Source organism: Paenibacillus sp. SAFN-117, from assembly GCF_051966115.1.
Lineage (GTDB): Bacteria > Bacillota > Bacilli > Paenibacillales > NBRC-103111 > Paenibacillus_L > Paenibacillus_L residui.
The window spans coordinates 182,640-198,121 of sequence record NZ_JBQCLK010000001.1 but is presented as its reverse complement, the minus strand read 5'-3'; the positions used below and the strand labels follow the sequence as shown (position 1 = coordinate 198,121).

Here is a 15,482-nt window from a genome sequence, read left to right as displayed (position 1 = left end):
GGCTGGTTCCATGGATAAGAATAAAGAATTCGGGAGGCGGAAGTTTGCGCGTTTGAATCCTTTATTTACAGGTATATACTAATGGAAAATGAATTCGCTGGAATTTACAACGAAAGGGGGAGGACGTTGATATACTTTGGAGTTTTCTTCATCCTGTTCGGACTGCTGTCCGCCTGCTTTCCCAAGTCCGTGGCTATGTGGATCGGACCGGAATCGGAGCGGATAACGACCAAGGCGGCTTATTGGAAGTGGGGAAGGGTATGGGGCGGCTTCTTTGCTTGCTTCGGTGCGATCATCCTGCTTCTCGGCTGAATGAGGCAAGCAAGGCTTCTTCATCTAAAATGGAAAGGCTCACAACTCCGCGGGAATTGCGAGCCTTATTCTTATGATAATGTTGGCATTAGGAAAGGGCCGGATCCGGTCTGCCTAGGAATTTCCAGAAAGTTCCACCCAATAAATCCTCCACGTCCCTGCGGATTTCATCCTCTTCTAACCGCCAGCCGGCGTCGAACAGGTCCCCGTACTTATCGCACAGCACCTTGGCGATGATGGTTCGGGAATGATCCCACTTGTATAGAAGCTGATCCAGAATGCGGCAGTCGGAATGCTGAGGAATAACACTGCCGCCCAGCAATTCCAGACGCATGCGGGTAATTTCTTCTATCAGGCTCGGGTTGTTCAGGAACCACCAGCAGCCGAATACGAGCAGGTTGCGGTTCTTCCTGGCCGTTACCGCCAGCTCGTGCTGATTCTCCCGGGACAGCATAGTAACGAGAAACTTGTTGTCCGGATATCGGCTGACTATTCGTTCCACAGCCCCGATATCGCTCTTGCCCACACTGTCACCGGCGTCTCTGAGGGCCGGATTGACTTTGCGCTTCACTCCTATCATCATGGCGAAAGGAATGCCTGCTTCGCGGGTAACGGGAATGATGCACTCATCGATAATCGTTCCCCGGACCGAAGCCTCGGGATAAGCGAAATCGGACGGGAGCGAGACCGCCATATACAACGGATCCATCCGCTTGATCCAATCCTTGAGGAAACGGCGGATTTCCGCCAGAGTTTGCTCGTTCAAGTCTTCCGTAACGTTATATCCCTGATCCTTCAGCTTGCTCCAGCTCGTATCCCACAGGTTAAGCAGAGGATCGATTCTTAAAGCTGCCTGGAAGCGGGAATCCTGGCGGATGCCTCTATCCCATTGGGCCCGCTCGTAGTCATCGAAAGGATCGTTCGTCATGACGACGGTCTTCACTTTGGCTAATTCCATAATCCGGTTGATATGCTCTTCCGCCGTTACCGAACGGAAATAGGCGCGGTATTCATTCAGATCCCGCTTGGACAAGTCAAACCCGAGCCGGTTTAATACGGTGACGACGCCGCGGCATGCTTCGCTATAAGGGGAATGTTCGATAAATAGGGTCTGCCAAATAAGGTCGGCTTGCTCTTGTTTGGTCATGCTCCAGAATTGCTCATATGGCAAATCCGGACGGAATCTCATGGTCTCGGCAATTAAATAATGATATGTAAGCAGCTCGTCGATTCCCCACAGCAGCAAATCGCCGAAGGATTCCGCAAAGAGATGGGTATGAATGTCGGTGACCGGACAATGGGCTACCGTTTCTTTCACGAAGTCGTTCAACTGTTCTTTGGTCCGTATAGTCATATGTCATTCCTCCTTCACAATACTTCCTATTATATCATTTTTCGTAGAATAGGCGTATGACTCATTTACGATCTAATAGCGTCTGCATACGATATTGTAATATGCTGAGGAATACCATTTCCCCTATCATCAGGGAGAAAGACAGAGGTAACTGTCCATGAAACGGGAAGCGGAAACGATTCTAATTCTTATCCTGTTTATTTTGCTGGTGATCCTGCTCGTTGTGTTCTTATAAAAATCTCTCGCAAACGAAAAACCGGCCTGCTGCGGGCCGGTTTTTCGTTTGCGTGCCATTAAAATCCTTTGTATTGAGGTTCTTCATTCTCCAACTGCTGAACGCGGTTCGCCAGTTGATCAATCACTTGTTGGGTTGTTTTCGAAGCATTTTCAAATAATGTTTTAGCTTCCTGATTTTGCGTGTTCAGAGCGAATTGCTCCAGACTGGCTTGAGCGCTCTTTAAGGATGCGACGCAAGTTTTTACTTGAGAAGATACGGTCACAGGCTGCACCTCCCTGCAATAGTTTAAAAAACCCTCCATTAATATTTGCTGTCCGTGGCAAAAACATACCCTGACCAAAATTCATAAGCAGAGAAGGTTTGGCAAATAATTTAAGCAGAGCATTTTAGGTGAAATGATTAGAGTCCAGGGAGGTTATTGGGTATGAATGTCAAAGCTAAAAAGAAATTTACACCGACGATGCAGGAATACCAGGCTTTGGCTAAGCATAAAGAGCCGCCGCGCCCCATTCTGAGAAATTGTGTCCTTGCTTTTGTGGTGGGAGGGTTAATCTGTGTTATAGGACAGGCCCTTATGTTCATGTTTCAGATTTATTTCGGCTTTCCCAAGGAAGAGGCGGGGAACCCGACCGTGGCTGTTTTGATTTTTATATCCGTAGTACTAACCTGTCTGGGAGTGTATGACAAAATAGCCCAGTGGGCGGGAGCCGGAACAGCCGTGCCGGTAACCGGATTTGCCAACTCGATGTGTTCCGCCGCCCTGGAGCATCGAAGCGAGGGAATTGTGCTGGGAGTAGGCGGAAATATGTTCAAGCTGGCCGGATCGGTCATCGTATTCGGGACCGTGGCCGCCTTCGTTATTGGCTTGCTAAGGCTGTTGTTCCTCGGGACGGGAGGAGGATCCTAGTGAGAATTTTGCGCGGCTACCAGAGCTGGGCCTTCGAGAATAAGCCGGTGATCCTTTCGACGGCTACCGTTGTAGGTCCGGAGGAGGGCAACGGGCCTCTCGGTGACGATTTCGATATCGTTCACGGCGATATGACGCTGCAGGAGAAAACATGGGAGAAAGCGGAGCGCAAGTTAATGGAGGAAGCCACGAAGCTGGCGATCGAGAATGCAAAGACGACTAAAGAGAAAATCAATTTCTATGTAGGCGGCGATCTGATGAATCAGATCATTAGCAACTCCTTCGCCGCACGAACCTTGTCCGTCCCTTATTTAGGCGTGTTCGGGGCATGCTCCACCTCGATGGAAAGCCTTGCCCTTGCCGCCATGATCGTTAATACGGGAGGCGCTAATTATGCCCTGGCGGGAACCTGCAGCCATAACTGTACGGTGGAGAAGCAATTTCGTTATCCGACCGAATATGGGTCGCAGAAGCCGCCAACCGCTCAATATACCATTACCGGTGCCGGAGCCGCCGTCGTTGCCGCTAAAGGGGAGGGGCCGATCATTACCCGGGCAACGATTGGACGCGTGGTCGATATGGGCATCAAGGATCCATTCAATATGGGGGCGGCCATGGCTCCTGCCGCAGTGGACACGCTGCAGGCCCATTTTCGCGATTTCCGTATTGAACCGGGCTATTATGATTTGATCGTTACCGGGGATTTGGCCAAGGTAGGTCACGCTATCGCCAGCGAGCTGCTGGAGAAGCACAAGATCCCTATGCAGCAGACCACCTTCATGGATTGCGGGCTGATGATCTATGATCTGGACAAGCAGCCGGTTCAGGCCGGAGGCAGCGGCTGCGGCTGCTCCGCCGTCGTCACATACGGCCATTTAATGAAAAAAATGCGCAACGGCGAAATCAACAGAATGCTTGTCGTTGCGACTGGAGCGTTGTTATCGCCGTTATCCTACCAGCAAGGCGAAAGCATTCCATGCATCGCGCACGCTGTCGCTATTGAGAGCGGAAGGAGGGAATAGCGATGTTTATGCAATATGTTTGGGCATTTGTAGTGGGGGGCGCCATCTGCGTGGTGGGTCAGCTGCTGCTTGACGTCGCCAAGCTGACGCCGGCCCATACGATGAGCGCGCTGGTTGTTGCCGGGGCCGTTCTGGATGGGCTGGGCCTGTACGAGCCGCTGATTAAGTTCGCCGGTGCCGGGGCGACCGTTCCGATCACAAGCTTCGGAAACTCGCTCGTTCACGGCGCCATCAGGGAAATCGAAACGAACGGCTGGGTCGGTATTATTACCGGTATTTTTGAAGTTACCAGTGCCGGTATATCGGCGGCGATCATCTTTTCCTTTTTGGCCGCTCTGGTCTGCCGCCCCAGAGGCTAGATGGTAAATATAGGAACTTTATGAGCAGACCCTCCCGGCGAGTATCGCCCGGGCAGGGTCTTTTTTTGAAATAATAAGTATAAGTTTCATCTTATACCTGTTCTTATATTTCATCGGTAAACGCGCCTGTCCGAAAGGACGGCGATAACGTATAACCTTGCCGTGTGACCGGTGACTCGCCATTCTGTTCCGGGATTATGATAAGCTAACCTAATATGGAAGTCGGGTCTTTTGAAGTATACTTAGCCTGTTAAATCTTGTACAATAAAAGGGAGACTGCCTTAGAGGCAGATGATGCCGGTCCAGGAATGAAGCAAGAAGGAGGAGTGTCCATGGAGAGCATCCCGAAGGAAGAGATGCAGCTTATTCTGCAATTGCGAACGAATCTGGAATCTTGCATTTTTGGTAAAGAGAAAGAAATCAATCTGTTGCTTACCGCTCTGCTGGCCGAAGGCCATGTACTGCTCGAGGATGTTCCGGGGACCGGAAAGACAGTGCTGATTAAAGCGCTTGCAAGATCCATTCAAGGGCAATATCGCCGGATCCAATGCAACCCCGATTTACTTCCCACCGATATTACGGGCGTATCTATTTTCCATCCGAAAGAAGAATCTTTCATATTTCGTCCAGGCCCTGTAATGACCAACATCCTGCTGATAGACGAAATCAATCGGGCCACGACCAAGACACAGTCGGCACTGCTGGAGGCTATGGAAGAGAGGCATGTGACCGTAGACGGAGAATGCTACGAGCTGCCGAGACCATTCCTGCTGCTGGCTACGCAGAATCCGATTGATTTCGAAGGCACGTATAATTTGCCTGAAGCGCAGCTGGACCGTTTCATGATGAAATTCAGCCTTGGCTATCCGAGCCAGGATACGGAATTACAGATGATTACCGCACAGAGCAGAAGTCATCCGCTCGAGGATCTGCAGCCTGTGGCTACGACCGAACAGATTATCGGTTTGCAGAACCTGGTTCGTCAGATCCATATGGACGAAGCTGTCGCTCAATATGCTGTCCAACTGGTCCGCCTGACCAGAGAGCAGCCGGCCATATACCTGGGGGCCAGCCCCAGAGCGACTCTGTCCCTGGTCCATGCGGCCAAGGCATATGCTTTCATACAAGGAAGAGATTATGTCATCCCTGACGATATTAAAGAACTGACCCCTTATGTGCTTGGACACCGCATTATTCTTCAGTCCGAAGCGAGAATGGAGGGAGCGACCATCTTATCGGTGCTGGAAACGGTATTTCGGCAGGTGAGAGTACCGGTGCGATTGGAGAAGTGATCCAATGAACGAATACTACAGCAATATCGGGTCGAAATTCGCCAGCTTTCCAATCCGCTTGGGTATTGTTCTCGCCGTTTTTATATGTTCGTTATTTTTTCTCCTGTTTCAGGGCGGCAAGCTGGCCTTTATGCTGTTTATCATCGTTTTTATCCTGACGGTCTACCTGATTATGGGCAGATGGAGCGGAATTAAGAAGACGACGGGAAGCCGTACTCTGCTTATGGAACAAGACGGCAAGCTCGTGGCGGGGACTTCCGTTACCATTCATCTTCAAGTGCAAATACCCGGCTTCTGGCCGATTCCGTATGTGTTTATTAAAGACCGGATTAGCCGCAAGAACGGCGGAGAGCAGCGGTTTGAAGCATCGCTGGTTCCGGATTGGGGCAGGAGGGGAGTTGTGGAGTACAGGACAGCGCCTCTTCGCCGCGGGGTTTATCAATTTGGAACGACGGAGTGCTCTACCGAGGATATTTTTGGAATCTTCCAGCATACGGGAGTCATTCATCTTCCTTACAGCTTCAAAGTCTATCCGAAAATAGTCGCGATCAAGGAATGGAGCCAGCTCCACTTCATGTTCAGAGGCAATCATTTTCATTCCATGACGACCCGGGCGGTCCGGGAAACGACACAGATCAACGGTGTCCGGGAGTATAACTACGGGGACCGGTTATCCCGTATTCACTGGAATGCGACAGCCAAGACAGGGACGCTCAAATCGAAGGAGTTTGAGAAGGAATCTCTTCCGAAGACGATCATAATTTTGGATTGTCATCCCGATCATTATTCCTCCTCCGATCAGTTTGAGCTGGCTGTGTCGGTAGCCGCTTCGTTATTGGATTATGCCTCCAGGAACGGACTATTGGCCGGCCTGTTGACTCATCAGTACATTCCGCCGGGACATCCGTCCGCAGGCCATAATCCGATGCTCGATCATTTGGTTGAAGTGGAGGCCAATGCTCCCCGTTCCCTTCAGCAGGTCATTCACGAACATTCCATCCACTTGCCGGCGGGGACATTCGCCTTGGTCATTTCGCCCTTGCAGGGAGAACCGATGGCTCAAAGTCTTGGCTGGATGAAGCTCCGTCAGTTGAATCCGTGTCATCTTTGTATTAGTGGAGAAGGCCGGGGAACCGGAGATAACTGGATGAAGCTTCTGAAGGCAAAAGGTATATTGGGTTATTCGGTTCATACCCTGCAGGAGCTTCCCTACGTGTTAGGGGGAAATGTGCGATGAGACAGGGACAAAATCGGTTCATCACACTTCTGCTGAACGATTGGGCGCATAGACTGACTGTGCTTCTGTCCGGGATTTTCCTGCTGCAATTCGTCATCTGGCTGGCTCAGGAGGAATATGTATGGCTTCCGGAGACGGTCCTCTATATTAAAACCACACTTGTCATTGTCGGTGTGCTGGAAATCCTTCTATACAGGGCGGGCGGCTACCGTTTTTGGCTGCAGGCGGCCGCGGTGGCTATCTATACCTATGTCGCTGTCGATTATACCCCTGCAGCTATCAGGGAGCCCTCCTTTCAGGAACAGCTGTGGGATTTTCTCGGCCATCCCCATCCTTTTATCTGGTTCACCTTAGGCACCTGGATTATATATATTACAACGATATACTGGGTTCAGGTACGGTGGCGGATCTATTTGTTAATGTTTATAAGCATCATGGCGATGGCCGTCCGCGATTCGTTTAGCCAAATCTATTTATGGAAACAAGTAGCGGTAGTTATAGCGTGCGGCCTGTGCTTATTGATTATCCGTCATTTTATTGAACTAAGGCGGAGGAACCCGATTGGCTGGGCTTACCTGGCGGATTATCCGGCCACCGTCGGAATTCCGATTGTGCTGCTGCTGGTGTTCACTATCGTCCCGGGAGTGTTCGCGCCCAACGTCAGCAATATCCTGACGGATCCTTACACACTGTGGAAAAATTGGAAGGGCGAGCAGGTTTCCTTCAATGGTAAAGGCTTCAGCTCAATCTTGAACGACCTGGATGCCTCCTCCGGATATGGCAGGAACGACGATCAATTGGGAGGCGGCTTTAATTTCGATTACAGCCCGATCATGACCGTGGAAACGACTCATCGAAGCTACTGGCGAGGGGAAGTTCGTTCCGTATATACCGGAAGCGGCTGGGAACAGAGCGCTGCGGAGAAGCTCGGGCCGTCCTCCGAGGTTCGTCCCTCCAGGACGCTGCGAAGCTACCCGCGTTTCAAGGATTCCTTGACTGAAACGGTGGAAGTGAGGCAGACCGTCACGATGCTTAGAGAGGATACCTATCCGGTTCTGTTCGGGGCATATGCCATACAGCAGGCGGATGAAGTGATGGCCGAGCCGGGTTTTGAGCGGCTGCTATGGATGGAACGATCCTCCGAGCTTCGTTGGACAGAGAGGCCCTCCCGGCCTTATCCCACGACTTATACTCTTGTATCCCAAGTCCCAATTGTCCGGGAGGGAGAGCTTCGCAATGCGCACCGGCCGGTGAACCCCGGAGAGATGGCGGAATACTTGCAGCTTCCGGATTCCGTGCCGGACCGTGTCCGCGGACTGGCCCAGGAGATCACGAAAGACGAAGCAACGCCTTATGACCAGGTTAAAGCTATTGAGCGTTACCTGCAGACGAATTTCAAATATACGAACAATCCCAACTCTAACGGTTCGGATTCGATGGATTTCGTCGATCGGTTTTTATTTGAAATACAGGAAGGCTACTGTGATTATTTCTCGTCTGCGATGGTGGTCATGACCCGCTCAATAGGGATGCCTGCCCGTTGGGTGAAAGGTTTTGCGCCGGGGAGTCTTTCCTTTGACGAAAATATTGGCTTGAATCCATACGAAGAGATGGATCCGAATGGAGCCGGCTTATACACGGTTCGCAACTCAGACGCGCATTCGTGGGTGGAGGTTTATTTTGAAGGCTATGGCTGGATTCCATTCGAGCCGACTGCCGGTTTCGCCCTGCCCGTTCTTGCGCAGCCCTCCGGCGAAGACAATCCTCAGCCCGAACTTGACGAGGCTCCGGAATCGTTGCCCGAATCAGAGGATGTACCAGCTGACGGGCCGTTCGGCAACCGCGGGACGCAGGTGCTGATTGGATGGATAGCGGCCGCCGGTCTCCTGCTTGCAGCCGCAGCCGTGGGAATGACCCGCTGGGGAAGGACCCGAATCCGGCGGATCGTATTCAGGGAACTGCCCGCATCGGGCTTGCGGCAGCAGATTATCGTTGAATACAACCGGTTTATCCGGCATGCCAAGCGCAAGGGACGGCGCGCACATGATTATGAAACGGCGCGGGAGACGATTCAGCGTTGGGCGAATCAGCAGGTGTGGGCATCCGGTGATATGCTGAAGCTGTTGGGGTTGTTCGAGAAGGCCAAATACAGCGGGTCGCCGATTACCCGGGAGGAGTACGAACAAACCGTTGCACTCGTCAAGAAATTAAAGGAAATCGTTTAATTCATCCGAATAGGCCCAGGTACTTTCTGGAGCAATCCAAAGGGGATAATGATTACACAATTCCCGGGATTGCTCCTTTTCCGGGTCGCCAGATAATATAATCCAATTTGGAGATGATGATGGGTTAGAGTAACAAATATTCCGACCCATATGCAAAAAAAATCTTCGGAAGAAAAAGGTTTTAGTATACAATAATATACTGTAGGAAAAGTCATTAAAGGGGGAAACCGTATGAATCATCCGGAAGAGTCTATAGAGTCACATGCCCGGCTGACAGCCATTAAACTTGTCAAGCGAGCGTTTTTCATCTTGCTTGGGGCCGGTTTTGTGTCGGTCGGGCTGGAAATGTTCCTGGTACCAAACAAGATTATTGATGGGGGCATTACTGGCATATCGATCATTACTTCACATCTCACCAATTTGCCTGTAGGGATTTTTCTACTGCTGTTCAATCTCCCGTTTTTGTACATAGGGTATAAAAAAATAGGAAAAACGTTTGCCATCTCCACTTTGTTTGCGGTTATTCTCATGTCGGTGGGAACCTTCCTGCTGCACAATTCCGATCCGTTCACGGACGATCCGCTGCTCGCTTCCGTATTCGGGGGCATTATTGTGGGCGTGGGTGTAGGAATGGTCATCCGGGCCGGAGGATCGTTGGACGGGACGGAAATTATTGCTATTCTGTTCAATGAGAAAAGCCCGTTCTCCGTAGGCGAAATTGTTATGTTCTTCAATATTTTCATTCTGGGCAGTGCGGGCTTCGTATTTGGCTGGAATCAGGCGATGTATTCTTTGATTGCTTATTTTATTGCTTTCAAAATGATCGATATCGTCATCGAAGGCTTCGATGAATCGAAGGCGGTATGGATCATCAGCGACAAATACGAGCAAATCGGCAAGGCACTGCTGAACCGTTTGGGCCGCGGAGTTACCTATTTGAACGGAGAAGGCGGGTTCAGCGGGGAGGATAAGAAAGTCGTCTTCTGCATCATCACCCGACTGGAAGAAGCAAAATTAAAATCAATTGTCGAGGAGTGGGATTCCAACGCTTTCTTGGCGATTGGCAACATTCACGATGTTCAGGGCGGGCAGTTCAAGAAGAAAGACATCCATTAAGGGCGGCGGCCTATTCGCCGTTATCCGCCCGGACCGGCTCTATTGGTCTTAATGAGGAATATGTTCAAAATCGGGGGCGGGGATTTCCGCATCCATCCATACCGGCTTGCGGTCCAAGTCGTCGGATGCGGCCTTTTCCCTATTTTTTAAATCCTCAATCCAGTAACGGATTAGATCATTCATCGCCACGGGGGCTTTCGTCGGAATTTGGTGTCGGACCCCTTTAACAAAGAATAACCGTGAATTAGGCAGCTTATGATGAAGCATTGAAGCATAGCGGAAGAAGCTTTTATCCTTGGTTCCATAAATCAACAGGACAGGGGCGTGAATCGTCTGCAGCCACTCGGTGCAATTGTACTTCAGACTGTATCGGTAGTAATTCATCCAGTCCTGAACAGAGCCTTCGCGCGCGGTTCTGGATAAATTGCGAAAAGTAAGCAGACTGTCCGAATTGCCGGCACATACCGAGGCATTCATGACCGGTTTGGCCTTGAACCGGGTTAGCCATTGCCCTAACCGAATTTTGCTGCGGAGCTTCCAATCGCTTACCTCGGACATGGCGCTGATCAGAATTCCGCCCATAATTCTTTCCGGATAAGTCAGCATGGCCTCCAATACGATGGAGCCTCCGGTAGAATACCCGCATAGGTAGGCTTTTTTTATTTTAAGCTCATCCATCAGCTGCTTAATATCTTCCACGATCAGAGTATAGTCGAGCGGTACTCGCGACGGCTCGCTTTTTCCATGGCCGCGGATGTCGAAGGTGACGACCTGATAATCGTTGGATAAATCCGCTTTCTGATAATTAAAGTTGGCGCTCGTCAGAAGAGGAGGATGGATGAAGAGGATAGGATCTCCCTTCCCGGAAACATGAAAGTGCATCTTGTTCCCGTTGATGGTTCGGATCGGCACAACTATTCAGCTCCTTGCATTTCAGATTTAATATTAAAATGCCCAATCCCGGCTTAGTTCCTCTAAAGTCTTTTTTGCAAAAAAGCCGAATTATGGTATAGTTTTTCTGTATCGATAAGGGAAAAAACTGGGGTGAACCGGTTGTTAAACAAATTAATTCCCAGGCGCCAGGTTAATTCGATCTATGACCTTGCCCTGGACGAACTGTGGAACGAAGGAATACGCGGCATTATTACGGATTTGGATAATACGCTGGTCGGAGCCAGAGTTCCTCTAGCCACTCCCGAGCTGGTGAAGTGGCTGGACTACTTGCAATCCCTCGGGTTTAAAGTCGTCATCGTATCTAATAATAACGAAACGAGAGTATCTACATTCGCCAAGCCGCTGAATGTCCCCTATATTCATAACGCACGCAAGCCGTCGGTCCAATCGTTCAGCAAGGCGATGGAATGGATGGGGCTCAAGCCGGAGCAAATAGCTGTTCTGGGGGATCAGATGCTTACGGATGTGCTGGGCGGCAACCGGATGGGGCTGTACACGATTCTGGTTCAGCCTATCTCTTTGGTCGATGAAGGGTTTTTTACCCGCATTAACCGAAGACTGGAGAAGGCGGCCAGAGCTTTAATGAAAAAATAAAGCTGCTTGATTGAAATGCTTTAATATAAGTAATTGGATCAATCATCGGGTGCTGCATAATTCGTGGCGATGGAAATCCAAACCTGGCAACGTAAATCAAATGTAAAGAACTTTGACTATACACGACACTACATTCAGGAGGAACCTATGGAAGAAGATTTGCTGCAATGCGAAGGCTGCGGGATAGAGCTTCAGACAGATGACCCGTCCAGGTTGGGATATGTCCCCGAGCAGGCCTTATTGAAGGTGCCGGTTATTTGCCAGCGCTGCTATCGCATTAAGCACTATAATGAAATATCATCCGTCACTCCGAATCAGGATGATTTCCTGAAGATGCTTTCCCATGTTGGAGAGACGAACAGCCTTGTGATCCACATCGTTGATTTGTTTGATTTTGAGGGAAGCCTGATCAGCGGGCTCCAGCGTTTTGTCGGAAATAATCCCATACTGCTTGTGGTCAATAAAATGGACTTGCTTCCGAAGGTGACGAATTGGAACCGGATTTTGAACTGGATTCGCAAGCAGGCGAAGGAGAGCGGATTGAAGGTCGTCGACGTCGTTCTTTGCAGCGCCAAGAAAAATATCGGATTCGACCGGCTGCTGGAGAAGCTGGGAGAGTACCGTAAAGGGCGCGATGTTTATGTAGTGGGGGCGACGAATGCGGGGAAATCGACGCTCATTAACCGTCTCATCCGGGATTACAGCGATCTGGAGTCGGAGTTGACCACCTCGCAGTATCCGGGGACGACTCTTGATCTGGTCCGCATCCCTCTGGATGACGGGAAGTCGATCATCGATACCCCGGGAATCGTCTACAGCTATCGGCTGACGGAATTGGTGCCCAAGCCGGTTCTGCCGGTCCTGCTGCCGGATAAGACCATTAAACCGGCCGTTTATCAATTGAACGAGAAGCAGACATTGTTTATCGGCGGCTTTGCCCGCTTCGATTTTGCCAAAGGTCCGCGCCAGTCCTTTACCTGCTTCTTTTCGAACTCGCTGCCGGTTCATCGGACGAAGCTGGAGCGGGCGGATGAGCTGTATAACAATCATAGAGGAGAGCTTCTGAAGCCTCCGACCAAGGAACAACTGGAGCAGATCCCGCCTCTGGCCAAGCATCCGGTTTCCATCCGCAAGGGCCAGCAATCCGACGTTCTGATTTCCGGTTTGGGATGGATCAAGATCAACAGCCCGGAAGGTGCGGAACTGGTCATTCACGCTCCCAAGGGCGTTAAAATTGCGGTACGAGACAGTTTAATATAGAACATAATGGGAGGAGAAATCTTCATGTCAGCCGTTGTCGGGACAGGAGGAATCGATACGGCCACCGTCATGTACGGGGTATTCGGCGATCCGGTAGCCCATTCCAAATCGCCGCTCATGCTGAACCGGGCCTTCGAAGTGGCTGGAATCAACGCGGCTTATGCCGCTTTTCACATCCGGCCCGGAATTTTGCAGGATGCGGTCCGAGGAATACGGGCACTAGGCTTCCGCGGGGTTAATGTCACTATTCCCCATAAATTGGAAGTGATCGATTATTTGGATGAAATTGACGAGCATGCGCGGGCCATCGGAGCGGTTAATACGATTGTCAACGCCGAGGGGAAGTTAAAGGGCTATAATACGGATGGAATCGGTTATGTTCGGTCATTGAAAGAGGAAGCGGGATTCGATATACAGGGGAAAACCGTCATCCTGCTGGGGGCAGGCGGCGCGGCCCGGGGAATTGGTTACGCCCTGGCCAAGGAAGGGGCTTCACGGATTATCGTTGCCAACCGGACCGTCTCCAAGGCGGAGGAATTGGCGTCCTATCTGGACGGATTTACCCGGTCGGAAGGCATCGGCCTGGACGCGGTAAAATCGCGGATTCATGAGGCTGAGCTTCTTGTCCATACTACAAAGGTCGGGATGCATCCGAAAGTGGAGGATATTCCGATCGAACCGGAGCTCATTCACCCGGGGCTTCTCGTCAGCGATATTGTGTACAATCCTTTGGAGACCCGGCTGTTAAGGGAAGCCAAAGCGAGAGGCGCATCGGTTCATGGCGGGCTTGGAATGTTCATTTATCAAGGAGCCTACGCTTTTGAATATTGGACCGGACAACCTGCCCCGGTAGAAGCTATGCGCGCGGTTGTCCAACGGTCGCTCTCTCCGGAATGATCTTGAGGCTAAACGAAATTGAGTCTGATTTCTATGGCTAAACTATAAGAATTGAGGAAAACGTATATGTTGACAGGTAAACAAAAGAGATATTTACGCTCTCTGGCACACCATCTGAATCCTATTTTCCAAGTAGGCAAAGGCGGTGTCAACGATCACTTGATCACTCACATTCAGGAGGCGCTGGAAGCCAGGGAATTGATCAAAGTGACGATTCTGAACAACTGTTTGGAGGACCGGGAGGAGGTCGCCCGCGAGCTGGCGGAACAATCGGGTGCGGAGCTCGTTCAGAAGATCGGAAAAATCGTGGTCCTGTATAAAGAATCGAAGGAAAACAAGTCCATCGAGCTGGAATAATAAATTCGGAACAGGAAGAGCTGTTCGGATGTAATGATTTACTTTTTTCATGGGATGGGGTGGAGATGTGTTAATCGGAATCATGGGGGGAACTTTCGATCCCATTCATACCGGCCATTTGGTCGCCGCGGAGACGGCGCTTGAGGAAGCGGGGCTGGACGAGGTCTGGTTCATGCCTGCCAATATCCCTCCCCATAAGCCTAATACTCCATTGGCTTCACCGGATCAGCGATTGGAAATGGTCAGTCTTGCGATCGATTCTCATCCTTCTTATAGAGCCGTGGATGTGGAATTAACCAGAGGCGGAACGTCCTATACGTACGATACGGTTACGAGGCTGCAGCAGCTTTATCCCGATCATCGTTTCCATTATATTATCGGCGCGGATATGGTAATGTATCTGCCCAAGTGGCATCAAATTGAGAAGCTCTCCGAAATGGTAACGTTCCTTGGGGTCGGGCGCCCGGGCTTTGATATCGACCTAGAAGCGCTGCCGTCCCATTTGCGCAGCCGAATCAAGCTGATGACTATGCCGGCTATGGAGATTTCCTCCACCGACATACGCGAGCGCATACGGAACGGACGCTCTATTCGCTATAGAGTTCCGGAATCAGTCCGACTATATATCGAAAGGAGTGGTATTTATGGATCGTGAACGACTGATCGACCTTGTACGGGAGCAGATGCCGGAGCAAAGATGGCTGCATACTCAGGGGGTTATGGAGACCTCGGTCGTGCTGGCCGGCCGATTCGGCGCGGATCCGGTCAAAGCGGATTTGGCTGCGCTTCTCCACGATTATTGTAAATACTGGCCGATTGAGCAGCAGAGGAAGGTCATTGAGCAGGCCGGGCTTGCTGACGATCTTCTCCAATATGACAAACCTCTGTGGCATGCACCGGCGGGGGCCTGGGTGGCTGAACAAGAGCTTGGCATTAACGATAAGGAAATCCTGGATGCGATCCGTTACCATACGTCCGGCCGTCCCGGTATGACCCTGTTGGACAAAATTGTTTGTTTGGCCGATTACATTGAGCCGGGAAGGGATTTTCCGGGTGTAGAACAAATAAGGTCATTGGCTGAATTGAGCCTGGAGAGAGCACTGATTGCGGGCTTCGATTCAACGATTTCCTTCTTGCTGCAGAAGGGACAGAAGGTTTATCCTATGACCATCATGGCCCGAAACTCGCTGATTGACGAGCTGGTTCAGCGGTCAGGTTAAAGTAGGCCCTTTTTTACCACATTAGAAAGTTTAAGTTCATTAAAGCATTAAAATGGAACAAATTTTCTAATTGGCATAAAAAGCTACCTTTAAAACCGGGTTATTCGTCTTCGAAGAGGCTTCGTTAGAAGCTTTTTT

The 15,482-nt window shown here is 50.6% G+C and carries 17 protein-coding genes; 14 read left to right on the top strand and 3 right to left on the bottom strand.

The annotated features are described in order from the left end of the window. Positions 1 to 126: 126 nt before the first annotated feature. On the top strand, positions 127 to 312 hold the full coding sequence (locus tag ACTHRH_RS00870) for a hypothetical protein (protein WP_440413611.1): 186 nt from the start codon (positions 127 to 129) through the stop codon (positions 310 to 312). A gap of 88 nt (positions 313 to 400) precedes the next feature. Here ACTHRH_RS00870 and ACTHRH_RS00865 read toward each other — a convergent pair whose 3' ends face one another. Continuing rightward, positions 401 to 1,666, bottom strand: coding sequence for a glucuronate isomerase (locus ACTHRH_RS00865; RefSeq protein WP_440413609.1), 1,266 nt, complete (start codon positions 1,664 to 1,666; stop codon positions 401 to 403). Between the two features lie 293 nt (positions 1,667 to 1,959). Next, positions 1,960 to 2,166 carry a DUF1657 domain-containing protein gene (locus tag ACTHRH_RS00860; protein WP_144939306.1) on the bottom strand — a complete coding sequence of 69 codons (207 nt, stop codon included), beginning with the start codon at positions 2,164 to 2,166 and terminating at the stop codon, positions 1,960 to 1,962. 162 nt (positions 2,167 to 2,328) lie between these two features. On the opposite strand from ACTHRH_RS00860, the gene spoVAC reads away from it, so the two are divergent. The 7 genes from spoVAC to ACTHRH_RS00825 all read left to right on the top strand — a co-directional run bounded on the left by spoVAC (position 2,329) and on the right by ACTHRH_RS00825 (position 10,062). Then, a complete protein-coding gene (gene spoVAC / locus ACTHRH_RS00855; protein ID WP_144939308.1) occupies positions 2,329 to 2,811 on the top strand; it encodes a stage V sporulation protein AC in 483 nt (160 codons plus the stop codon). Positions 2,812 to 2,816: 5 nt separating this feature from the next. Beyond that, positions 2,817 to 3,833, top strand: a complete 1,017-nt coding sequence (spoVAD, locus tag ACTHRH_RS00850) for a stage V sporulation protein AD (protein WP_379290566.1) — start codon at positions 2,817 to 2,819, stop codon at positions 3,831 to 3,833. Positions 3,834 to 3,841: 8 nt separating this feature from the next. Beyond that, on the top strand, positions 3,842 to 4,192 hold the full coding sequence (spoVAE, locus tag ACTHRH_RS00845; RefSeq protein WP_379290568.1) for a stage V sporulation protein AE: 351 nt from the start codon (positions 3,842 to 3,844) through the stop codon (positions 4,190 to 4,192). 332 nt (positions 4,193 to 4,524) lie between these two features. After that, entirely contained in the window at positions 4,525 to 5,484 is a 960-nt protein-coding gene (locus tag ACTHRH_RS00840; RefSeq protein ID WP_144939310.1) for an AAA family ATPase, read from the top strand. Positions 5,485 to 5,488: 4 nt separating this feature from the next. Next, entirely contained in the window at positions 5,489 to 6,721 is a 1,233-nt protein-coding gene (locus ACTHRH_RS00835) for a DUF58 domain-containing protein (protein ID WP_440413606.1), read from the top strand. After that, positions 6,718 to 8,946 (top strand): transglutaminase TgpA family protein, encoded by a 2,229-nt coding sequence (locus ACTHRH_RS00830; protein ID WP_379290504.1) that lies wholly within the window; start codon positions 6,718 to 6,720, stop codon positions 8,944 to 8,946. The genes ACTHRH_RS00835 and ACTHRH_RS00830 overlap by 4 nt, the downstream gene beginning before the upstream one ends. Positions 8,947 to 9,177: 231 nt before the next feature. Continuing rightward, the gene (locus tag ACTHRH_RS00825; RefSeq protein ID WP_144939317.1) at positions 9,178 to 10,062 is read left to right on the top strand and encodes a YitT family protein; all 885 of its coding nucleotides are present in this window, start codon (positions 9,178 to 9,180) and stop codon (positions 10,060 to 10,062) included. 48 nt (positions 10,063 to 10,110) lie between these two features. On the opposite strand, the gene ACTHRH_RS00820 is transcribed toward ACTHRH_RS00825, so the two are convergent. After that, positions 10,111 to 10,974 (bottom strand): alpha/beta fold hydrolase, encoded by an 864-nt coding sequence (locus ACTHRH_RS00820; protein WP_379290507.1) that lies wholly within the window; start codon positions 10,972 to 10,974, stop codon positions 10,111 to 10,113. A gap of 141 nt (positions 10,975 to 11,115) precedes the next feature. On the opposite strand from ACTHRH_RS00820, the gene ACTHRH_RS00815 reads away from it, so the two are divergent. From ACTHRH_RS00815 to yqeK, 6 genes are all read left to right on the top strand, one after another. Next, complete coding sequence (locus ACTHRH_RS00815) at positions 11,116 to 11,610, top strand: YqeG family HAD IIIA-type phosphatase (protein ID WP_150959252.1); 495 nt, start codon at positions 11,116 to 11,118, stop codon at positions 11,608 to 11,610. A 147-nt stretch (positions 11,611 to 11,757) separates the two neighbouring features. Continuing rightward, entirely contained in the window at positions 11,758 to 12,870 is a 1,113-nt protein-coding gene (gene yqeH / locus ACTHRH_RS00810; protein ID WP_150959241.1) for a ribosome biogenesis GTPase YqeH, read from the top strand. A gap of 24 nt (positions 12,871 to 12,894) precedes the next feature. Further along, a complete protein-coding gene (locus ACTHRH_RS00805) occupies positions 12,895 to 13,767 on the top strand; it encodes a shikimate dehydrogenase (protein ID WP_440413603.1) in 873 nt (290 codons plus the stop codon). Between the two features lie 66 nt (positions 13,768 to 13,833). Then, positions 13,834 to 14,124: a ribosome assembly RNA-binding protein YhbY gene (gene yhbY / locus ACTHRH_RS00800; RefSeq protein ID WP_144939325.1), complete on the top strand. Its 291-nt coding sequence runs from the start codon at positions 13,834 to 13,836 to the stop codon at positions 14,122 to 14,124. 67 nt (positions 14,125 to 14,191) lie between these two features. Beyond that, positions 14,192 to 14,779 (top strand): nicotinate-nucleotide adenylyltransferase, encoded by a 588-nt coding sequence (locus ACTHRH_RS00795; RefSeq protein ID WP_379290514.1) that lies wholly within the window; start codon positions 14,192 to 14,194, stop codon positions 14,777 to 14,779. Then, positions 14,769 to 15,344 (top strand): bis(5'-nucleosyl)-tetraphosphatase (symmetrical) YqeK, encoded by a 576-nt coding sequence (yqeK, locus tag ACTHRH_RS00790; protein WP_379290516.1) that lies wholly within the window; start codon positions 14,769 to 14,771, stop codon positions 15,342 to 15,344. The genes ACTHRH_RS00795 and yqeK overlap by 11 nt, the downstream gene beginning before the upstream one ends. The last annotated feature ends 138 nt before the right edge of the window (positions 15,345 to 15,482 follow it).